At 67.2% G+C, this 9,096-nt stretch carries 6 protein-coding genes, 1 tRNA gene and 1 pseudogene; 4 read left to right on the top strand and 4 right to left on the bottom strand.

All coding sequences use genetic code 11. The features are described 5' to 3' along the window. Positions 1–1,673 (bottom strand): endonuclease Q family protein (locus FVW27_RS01345; protein WP_481850156.1); only part of this gene is annotated, 1,673 nt, incomplete at its 3' end. 215 nt (positions 1,674–1,888) lie between these two features. Between FVW27_RS01345 and FVW27_RS01350 the strand changes: the two genes are divergently transcribed. Continuing rightward, positions 1,889–3,043: a tRNA1(Val) (adenine(37)-N6)-methyltransferase gene (locus tag FVW27_RS01350; protein WP_167122080.1), complete on the top strand. Its 1,155-nt coding sequence runs from the start codon at positions 1,889–1,891 to the stop codon at positions 3,041–3,043. Between the two features lie 97 nt (positions 3,044–3,140). Here FVW27_RS01350 and FVW27_RS01355 read toward each other — a convergent pair whose 3' ends face one another. Both FVW27_RS01355 and FVW27_RS01360 read right to left on the bottom strand, forming a co-directional pair. Beyond that, positions 3,141–4,958 carry a chloride channel protein gene (locus FVW27_RS01355; RefSeq protein ID WP_167122082.1) on the bottom strand — a complete coding sequence of 606 codons (1,818 nt, stop codon included), beginning with the start codon at positions 4,956–4,958 and terminating at the stop codon, positions 3,141–3,143. A 178-nt stretch (positions 4,959–5,136) separates the two neighbouring features. Next, complete coding sequence (locus tag FVW27_RS01360) at positions 5,137–6,081, bottom strand: bifunctional riboflavin kinase/FAD synthetase (RefSeq protein ID WP_167122084.1); 945 nt, start codon at positions 6,079–6,081, stop codon at positions 5,137–5,139. 603 nt (positions 6,082–6,684) lie between these two features. On the opposite strand from FVW27_RS01360, the gene FVW27_RS01365 reads away from it, so the two are divergent. Together FVW27_RS01365 and FVW27_RS01370 are read left to right on the top strand one after the other, a co-directional pair. Further along, positions 6,685–6,771: transfer RNA gene (locus FVW27_RS01365), tRNA-Leu, on the top strand. 264 nt (positions 6,772–7,035) lie between these two features. Beyond that, entirely contained in the window at positions 7,036–7,338 is a 303-nt protein-coding gene (locus tag FVW27_RS01370; RefSeq protein ID WP_167122086.1) for a hypothetical protein, read from the top strand. Positions 7,339–7,344: 6 nt separating this feature from the next. Here FVW27_RS01370 and FVW27_RS01375 read toward each other — a convergent pair whose 3' ends face one another. After that, positions 7,345–8,511, bottom strand: a complete 1,167-nt coding sequence (locus FVW27_RS01375; RefSeq protein WP_167122088.1) for a sigma-54 interaction domain-containing protein — start codon at positions 8,509–8,511, stop codon at positions 7,345–7,347. A 249-nt stretch (positions 8,512–8,760) separates the two neighbouring features. On the opposite strand from FVW27_RS01375, the pseudogene FVW27_RS01380 reads away from it, so the two are divergent. Continuing rightward, positions 8,761–9,096, top strand: a pseudogene (locus FVW27_RS01380) (sulfite exporter TauE/SafE family protein); the annotation flags it as partial.

Consider the following 9,096-nt stretch of genomic DNA (forward strand, 5'->3'; position numbering starts at 1 on the left):
CGGCGCTGGGCGGGGTTGAAGCGCACGGAGGCGCCTTCCGGCGGGCGGGGCGCGCTGAACGCGGCAAAGGCGGGCGGCGGGGGATCGTCGTCGGTTTCGGAAATGGGAGAAAGGTCGGGCGTGCCGGGCGCGGGCGCGGGAGAAAATTCGAATTCAGGCTCCGCAGCCGGGCCGAACGCTGCCCCCACCGTCCCACCAGACGCCGTTCCGGGGCCTGACTGGCCCGATTGGCCCGGCTGGCCGGAAAGGGCGTCCAGCAGCGAGGGCCGGTCCGCGCCCTTGCCCTTCCTGCCCTTGCCCGTGGCACGGGGGGCTTCCTTTCCATCCCCCGCACGCGGGGCGGCGGGCACGCCCAGGCCTTCCAGCAGCGGCAGGCCGCCCACCACCGAGCGGCGCTGGATGGAGGCGCGCTCCTTGTCCGTGAACACGCGCACCACGCCGTACTCGCCGTCGTAGCCCGACTGGCGCAGCACCTCGCGCCGCCGCATGCGGGCAATGCCTTCGCCCAGCGGTTCCCAGAACCGGAAAATCTCTGCCTCGGGCACATCCTGCAGGATGTTCAGTTCCGAGCCGAAGCGGGCCACGCAGCGGGCGTGCTGTTCCGCCACCTTGCGGCTCTTGGCCCCCACGCCCAGCAGTTCGCCCAGGATTTCCGGCAGGGGGATGAGCGAAAGGTAGCCCTGCTGCCCCGGCGACTGGATGGGCGTTTCGCGGTCGGCCAGTTCCACCACCCGATGCAGCACGCCCACGGTCACCGGCTTGCCGCACACCGGACACAGCCCGCCACGGGCGCGGGTTTCGCGCGGTTCCATGACCACGCCGCACTTGCGGTGGCCGTCCAGGTGGTATTTGCCTTCTTCCGGAAAGAATTCCAGCGTGCCCAGAAAACGCCCGCCGATGCCCTGCCCCTTCAGGCTGCGCAGGATGCTTTCGTAGCCGATCTCGCCGGAAAACAGGTTGGCCTCTCGCCCCAGGTTTTCGCCGGAGTGCGCGTCGGAGTTGGAGATGAGCGCGAAGCGGTCCAGTTCGCTCCACAGCCAGTTCATCTCCGGGTCGGACGACAGGCCCGTTTCCATGGCGAAGATTTCTGACGACAGGTCGCCAAAGCATTCCGCCACCGAATCGAAGCCCGATTTCGAGCCGAACAGGGCGAACCACGGCGTCCAGATATGCGCGGGCACCAGAAAGGCCTGCGGATGCGTTTCCAGCACCATTTCCAGCAGATTGCGGGAATCAAGGCCCAGGATGGGCCGCCCGTCGGATTCGATGTTGCCCACCTCTGCCAGGCGGCGCGACAGGCGGTCTGCGGCGTCCATGTCGGGCACGTAGACAAGGTTGTGCACCTTGCGCACCTTGCCGCCGCGTTTGTAGATGCTGCTGATTTCGGCCTGGAGCATGAACAGGGTGCGCCCGGCCAGCGGCTTGCCCGCGTACTCCGGCAGTTCGGCGTCCAGCCCGCGCGGGTCGCGCAGGCGGTACAGGCCGCTGGCTTCGTCCAGCACCAGTTGTTCGGCCAGTTCCTCCCGCCACTTGGGGTGCGTGAAGTCGCCGGTGCCGAGCACGTCCAGCCCCTTCACCCGCGCCCACGCAGCCAGATGGCGGGCGTTGAGCCGACCGCTGGTGGCGCGCGAAAAGCGGGAGTGGATGTGCAGGTCGGCCCGGAACTGCTGCATCGGGCGGGCTCCTGTGGGGCTGGCCGGACGGGGAGGGAACGCGGGCGCGGAGCGGAAGGCGCGCGGCCCGGAACATACATGACAATGGCGAGACGCGGTTCTGCCGTCGTCATCCTTGTCTACCAAAATCATCAGCGATGGCAAATGGGTTCGCCACGGCAAACGGGGGGCGAGTACCCGTTGCCAACCCGGCACCACCCGGATAGCCTGCCTCCATGCGCCGCAACGCTCCCGACATGACTGATGTGACCGGCACGGCTGGCACTACTGGCACGGCTGGTTCGCCGGGCACCCTGCCCTGCTCGTTACCTGATTCGCTGCCTGATTCGCTGCCCGACGCCGTGGTTCAGGCTCGCTCCCTGTTTCCGCGCGGGCTCGTCCAGCCGGTGGGCGGCTTCCGCTTTTCCGTGGACGCCCTGCTGCTGGCGGCCTTTGCCGGGCAGGCCCTGACGGCGAAGGGGAGCCTGACGGCGGATGCGGGAAACATCCGCCATGGACGCCGGGCGGCAACCGGCGCGTGCCCCGCGTCGGGACAGGGTGTGCCGGGAGATATATCAGGAGACGCATCACGGGAGGCGTCAGGGGAGGGACCGGGGGAGGCATCGGGGGCCTTCGCGGACCTGGGCACCGGCTGCGGCGTGGTGGGGCTGGCCTTGCTGCTGGCCCACCCGCACCTGACGGGCACGGGCATCGACATCGACGGGGAACTGGCGGACACCGCGCGCCAGAACGGGGCGCGGCTGGGGCTGGCGGACCGCTTCCGGGTGCTGCGGGCCGATCTTGCCGCCGCTGGCGCAGGCGGCGGAAAGGACGGAAGGAACACATCCGGCATGCCCGAAGGCCACGAATTTTCGAAGGCAGCGAACCTGCCCAACTCCGCGCCCGACGCCGCCCCCCTCATGTCCACACCCGTCTTCGACGCCCTGCCCAGGGCCGGGTCCATGGATCTGGTGGTGGCCAACCCGCCCTACCGTCGGCACGGCTCGGGCCGTCCCTCGCCCAGCAGCCAGCGCACCCGCGCACTGTTCGAGACACCCGAAACCCTGCCCGCCTTCACGCGGGCGGCGGCACGCCTGCTGCGTGCGCTGGGCCGCAGTTGCTGGGTGTACGGGCCGGACAGACTGCCCGACCTGCTGCTGGCGTTGCGCGAATCCGGGCAAGAACCCGCCCGGCTGCGCTGCGTGCATGCCCGCGCCCACGGCCCGGCAACGCTGGTGCTGGTGGAGGCCCACCGCGCGGGCAAACCCGGCCTGATAGTGGAACCGCCGCTCATCCTTCACTCCGGCGAAGGCGCGGCCACGGCCCTCACCGACGAGGCGCTGGCCTTCTGCCCCCTGCTGGCCTGCAACGCCGGGGCGAAAGAACGGTAGCGCGTCCGCCAAACCTGCTCGGCAAACGTGATTGGCAGGTGTGATTGGCAGGCGTGATCGGCAGGCGTGATCGGCAGACGCCACCACTTGCGGCTCCCTACTGCTCCTCGCGCAGCGCCTTCAGCGAATCGCTGTACGCCCGGAACAGGTCGGAGCGTTCCAGCAGGCCCAGCACGGCTTCCTCGTTGTCCTTGGAGACCACGGGCAGTTGCGAAAGGTCGGTTTCCACGAAGGCCAGCAGGGCAGTGTACAGGTCGTCGTCCTCGGTCAGGGCGGTCAGGGGCCGGGCCAGGTCGCCCGCCAGCACCAGGTCGAACAGGTTCGCCTCGTACAGGATGCCGCGCACGTCCTGCACGGCCAGCAGGCCGTTCAGCTTGCCGTGCATGCCCCGCACCGGAAAGGTGAACGCCCGCGTATTGGCGATGATGTCCGTGAGGGCCTTCAGGGTCACGTTTTCCTCCACCACCGCCACCCGGCCCCGCGTGTAGCAGTCGCGCACGCGCATGGTGGCCAGCAGGTTCACCGTGGCGTCCTGCAGGTGGGCGGGCGACTCGAACTTGTTCTCCACCTGGTTCTCGTACAGTGCGGTGCGCCGCCCCAGCAGGATGCACACCGCCGACGACAGCATCAGCGGTGCCAGCAGCCCGTACCCCTGGGTGAGCTCGCAGACCATCACCAGCGGCCCGATGGGCGCGTGGGCGATGCCCGCGAAAAACGCGGCCATGCCCACCAGCACGTAGCCGCCGGGCTGGGTGACCACGCCGGGCTGGACCTGCTGCGCCGCAAATCCCACCACGCCCCCGGTCATGCCGCCCACGAACAGGGCCGGGGCGAACATGCCCCCGCTCATGCCGGACCCCAGGGTCACCGCCGTGGCCAGCGTCTTGCCCAGCAGTATCGTCATCATGGTGACCACCGGCAACTGGCCCAGAATGGCCTGCTCGATCCACCCGTAGCCGTCCGACAGCACCGGCGGGTACAGGATGCCGAACAGCCCCATCAGCACCCCGCCAAGGGCCGTGGTCCACATGATGCCCACCCGCGCCCGCAGCTTGCCGAACACCGAATACTTGAGCACGCGGAAGGTGCGCACGTAGGCCCAGCCGCTGGCCGCACAGGCCAGCGACAGCAGCAGGTACCACGGCAACTCCAGCACCGAGGTGAAGCTGAAGCGCGGAATGCCGAAGATGGGCGCGGTGCCGAACACGAAGGTAAACAGCGAATAGGACACCACCGACGAAAGCACGGCGGGCAGCAGCGCCTCGGACTCGAAGTCCTCTCGGTACAGCACCTCGATGGCGGTCAGCGCGCCGCCCAGCGGGGCACGGAACACAGCCCCCAGTCCGCCTGCCGCGCCCGCCAGCATCAGGATGCGCCGCTCGCGCGGGGAAAGCCCCAGCCGCATGGACAGCCACGAGCCGATGCCCGCCCCGATCTGCGACACCGGCCCCTCGCGTCCGGCACTGCCGCCCGAGGCAATGGTGCAGATGGAGGTAAGCCCCTTCAGCAGCGGGGCACGCCTGCGGATGATGCCCTTTTCCGCGTGAAAGGCACGGATCATGGCGTCGGTGCCGTCGGTCATGCCGTCCAGGCTGTTGGGCAGAAAGCGCTGCACCAGCCAGCCGGTGACCAGCCCGGTAATGCCCAGCGCGGCCACGATGACCCAGGGGCGGTAGGCCCGCGCGGCGGCCTCGGCATGGCCGAACAGCGTCTCCCCGGCCGGGGCGGGCAAGGACAGCCCGGCCCAGACCACCTGGATGTAGTGCTTGCCCGCCTCTATGCCCAGAAAGAACAGGATGGCCGCGCAGCCGGACAGCAGCCCCAACCCCATGCCCAGCACGCCAAGGCGCACGTAGGCCACGGTGCGGTACAGGCGCAGGAATTCGTGCACGGGTTTCTTGAGTATGCGCAGCATGATGTTTCCTTGGTGGGCACTCCCGATGCCAGGGTAACGCGTGCACGCCGTCAACACACAGGCGGGCTGCGCGTTACGGCGGCATGCTGGCCGCGCGACGGGGCGCGGCGGGGAGAAAATCCTGCGGTCGCGCACGGCGACCGACGACCGGTCCGGCGGGACGCATCCCGCCGGAAAACTACAGGCGCGCGTCGGGCGCGGAAAGTATCTGCCGGGCCAGGTCCACGTCGCGGCGGATCTGGGTCACCAGTTCATCAAGGCCGGAGAACTTGCGCTCGTCGCGCAGGCGATGCACGAACGAGACGCGGATTTCCCAGTCGTAGATGTCACGGTCGAAGTCGAGAATGTGCGTTTCCACGCTGAGCCGCGCGTTGTCGAAGGTGGGGTTGAAGCCCACGTTGGTCACGCCCTGGTACACCTGCCCGTCGATCTGCACCCAGGTGGCGTACACGCCGGGCTTGGGCATCAGTTCGTCGCGCGGCTCCATGTTGGCGGTGGGAAAGCCCAGCAACTTGCCGCCCCGGTCCATGCCGCGCACCACCTTGCCCCGGATGGCGTAGAAGCGGTCCATCAGCGGGCGCACGTCCCACACGTCGCCCGCGCGAATCAGGTCACGGATGCGGGTGGAACTGACCACGGCGTCGTTGATGATGACCGGGTCCAGCCGTTCGGTGGCAAATCCGTACTGCGCGCCCAGTCGCTGGAGCAGTTCGAAGTTGCCCTTGCGCCCCTTGCCCAGCGAAAAATCGTAGCCGATGACCAGTTCGCGCGTGTGCAGGGCGTCCACCAGCACGCGGCGCACGAACTCTTCCGGCTCCTGCGCGGCCATCTCTCTGGTAAAGCGCAACATCAGGGTCAGATCCACCCCCAGCGCCTCGAACAGATCCAGCTTTTTTTCGTAGTCGGTGATCAGCGGCGGGGTGTGCGGCCCCACCAGTACCCGCAAGGGATGCGGGCAGAAAGTGACCACCACCGAAGGCACGCCCAGCGCGGCGGCCTTGGCCATGACCCGCCCGATGAGCTTGCGGTGGCCGTTGTGCACGCCGTCGAAGTTGCCGACGGTGACGCAGCTGCCCCGCGAGAGGTCGAGGCTGATTTCCTGTAATTCGCGTGCTATTTCCATGAATACTCGTGACGGCGGAATGGTGCGCGGCGCATGTCGGCGGAACGGGCGGCGAGGGGCATGCAGCGCGGGGCCGTGTGAACGGCTGGCGGCGCGGGGCCGACGTTCCGGCACCGCGCCGTCTCGTGCTACCCCAAACGGCGCGCGGGTTCAAGGGCGGGGGATGGACAGGCGCAGGGCGGGCGGTAAGGACGGATGAGCATCCGGACAATGGACACCCCAAGGTGCACCCGACGGAGTGCCCAATGGAGTGCCCGACGGAGTGCCCGATGGAGTGAATGACGGGGTGCACGGGCGGGGCGGGACAGGGCACCAGATCGGGCAGGCGGCATCCGGTGCCCCTTGGCAAGGCGACCGGCATGTCCGTGGCCGCCAAGGCTTGCACCTCTTCGCCGCACGGTGCTGGCCCGCCAATTGCCGACCTTTTGCCGCGCCAGCTACCGAGCCTGTGCCGCGCCCGCAGCCAGTTCACCTGCCGGACCAGAGGGCCAGACATCAAGGCAGTGCCCCCTCCCCATTCATATATATCGACATCTTTTTTGCGTCGGCCCCAAAAAAACCGCTTGCCAAGCTCACCCTCCCATGGGTATACGACTCCTCCGCGCCGAAGTGGTGGAATTGGTAGACACGCTAGGTTCAGGGTCTAGTTCCCGCAAGGGAGTGGGAGTTCGACTCTCCCCTTCGGCACCACGAGAATAAAGGGCCGCAACGAAAGTTGCGGCCCTTTCTCAGTTTCGAGGCCTGATCGACCGATCATCCAGCCCCGCCCCTCAATTCTGCACCATGAAAATCTTCACGGGAAGGCTTGGCATGTCCATCGCCTCGCGCGCGCGTGCGCGGACTGGATTTTAGGCTCACTCGTCTTTCTTGATTTTTAGTACAGTTGTATCTTTATCGACAACGGGTTGCGGGCAGTATCGCCTATTGCTAGGGTGGCCAAAACGCGAGGCACATATGCGGAAACTGCTCATCATTTTCGGCATCATCCTGCTCCCTGTTACGGCCGTCGGCTTTGGGCTTGGTGTGTCCAACTTCAGCCTCGGCGGCTCGCTGGGATATCCCGACCACACTTGCTACCCCCCGAGTAAGCCTGTCGTTTACGACGACCTTGCCATCTCGTACTTCAAGTCCGACATGGAGACCTATCGGAACTGCGTTCAGCGTTACGTCGAAGGGGCAAAGAACGACGTCACCACCATCCAGGAGAAGGCAGACAAGGCAATTGCGGACTACAACCGGTTCGTGAACTCGCTGTAGCCCCCCCTAGAACCGCAACCCGTACTCGCTGAACTTGTAGCGCAGGGTGCGCGGGCTGACGCCCAGCAGGCGCGCGGCCTCACCCTTGTTGCCGCCGCTGGCGCGCATGGCCTTCAGGATCACCCGCACCTCTGCCTCGCGCCGGGCCACGTCCAGACTGAGGTCTTCGCCCATGCCCGCCGGGTGCACGGCATGGATGGCCAGGTCTCCGCCCGGCATGCCACTGCCGTGACCGGTGCCGTTCCCGCCCCCTGTTCCGCCAGGCGCCCCACCGGGGGCGCCGCCCCCGGCATATCCGCCCGCCCCACCCACGCCTGTTGCACCCAGGGCCACAGCCGACCGCAGTTCCAGCGGCAGGTGCTCCGGCCCGATGTCTCCATCCGGGGCCAGCAGGGCCAGCCGTTCCACCAGGTTCTTCAGTTCGCGCACGTTGCCCGGCCACGGGTAACCGCTCAGCCCCGCCTCGGTCTCCGGGCGAAAGCGCAGCCCGTGCCGGTGGTACTTCTCCGCGTAGTGGGCAAGAAAATGCCGGGCCAGCGGCACGATCTCCTCGCGCCGCGCCCGCAACGGCGGCAGCGACACCGGGATCACGTTCAGGCGAAAGAACAGGTCCGCCCGGAACCGCCCCTCGCGCACCATGTCCGGCAATTCGCGGTTGGACGCGGCAATGATGCGCGCCTGGAACGGAATGTCCCGCTGCCCGCCGATGCGCCGGTACTTGCGCTCTTCCAGCACCCGCAGAAAGTCCGCCTGGTTGGCGGGCGGAATCTCTCCCACCTCGTCCAGAAACAGCGTGCCGTCTCCGGCAAGCTCGAAACAGCCCTGACTGGTGCGGTGCGCGCCGGTAAAGGCCCCCTGCTCGTGCCCGAAGAACTTGTCCGCGAACAGTTCGCCCTCGTGCACGCCGCAGTTCACGGCCACGAAAGGCTTGCGCGCCCGCACGCTCATGTCGTGGATGAGCCGTGCGAACAGTTCCTTGCCGGTGCCCGTTTCGCCGTGGATCAGGATGGGGGCGTCCGACGAGGCCACCTGCACCGCCAGCTGTTTCAGGCGCAGCATGTCCCCGGACAACAGGAGAAACCCCGTTCCGTTCTGCAACGTTTCGAAATGAGGACCATCCTGGCCATCACCCGGCAATTTGTTGCCGGTATGCGGAAAATTTCTGCCGTCCATGTGCGTGAACTAGGCCTTTTCCCTATGTTTGGCAAGCGCTCATTGATGGCACGAAACTTGTTACAGCAATCACAAATTCAGGCGAGACCCAGATCAATACCCCAAGTTTCGGTGTGTTGCTGGCAAACTGGACGCAACGCGCGCCGCAGCACCGGGCAGGAAGGCCAAACATCCCCCCGGATTGCGGACCGCGATGGCGAGTTGTTGTTTCATTAATGTTTCAATGTTTCAAAAGGGGACATTACCGACATGAACACCGCTACCAAAGTCAGGTTCTGGGGCCCGGCGGTCCTTGCGGTCCTGCTCGTGCTGTGCTGGGCCCTTCCCGCGCTGGCATCTGGGGGCGACGTCGCCTCCACCGTCGCCGCAGCCATGCCGGCGGACGGCCATCCGTGGTGGTTCTGGCCCACGGCGCTGCTGTTCTTCTGTTTCGTTCTCGGCATCATCGCCGTGCTTGCGGGCGTGGGCGGCGGCGTGCTGTTCGTGCCGCTGGTCAGCGGGTTCTTTCCGTTCCACCTCGACTTCGTGCGCGGCGCGGGCCTGCTGGTGGCCCTGGCGGGCGCGCTGGCAGCCGGCCCCGGCCTG

Origin of the sequence: Nitratidesulfovibrio liaohensis, from assembly GCF_011682075.1 — a bacterium.
In the GTDB taxonomy this organism is placed as follows: domain Bacteria; phylum Desulfobacterota; class Desulfovibrionia; order Desulfovibrionales; family Desulfovibrionaceae; genus Cupidesulfovibrio; species Cupidesulfovibrio liaohensis.

Coding starts and splice junctions, on each gene's coding strand:
- FVW27_RS01350 (WP_167122080.1), top strand. CDS start 1,889: ATGCGCCGCAACGCTCCCGACATGACTGATGTGACCGGCACGGCTGGC.
- FVW27_RS01355 (WP_167122082.1), bottom strand. CDS start 4,958: ATGCTGCGCATACTCAAGAAACCCGTGCACGAATTCCTGCGCCTGTAC.
- FVW27_RS01360 (WP_167122084.1), bottom strand. CDS start 6,081: ATGGAAATAGCACGCGAATTACAGGAAATCAGCCTCGACCTCTCGCGG.
- FVW27_RS01370 (WP_167122086.1), top strand. CDS start 7,036: ATGCGGAAACTGCTCATCATTTTCGGCATCATCCTGCTCCCTGTTACG.
- FVW27_RS01375 (WP_167122088.1), bottom strand. CDS start 8,511: ATGGACGGCAGAAATTTTCCGCATACCGGCAACAAATTGCCGGGTGAT.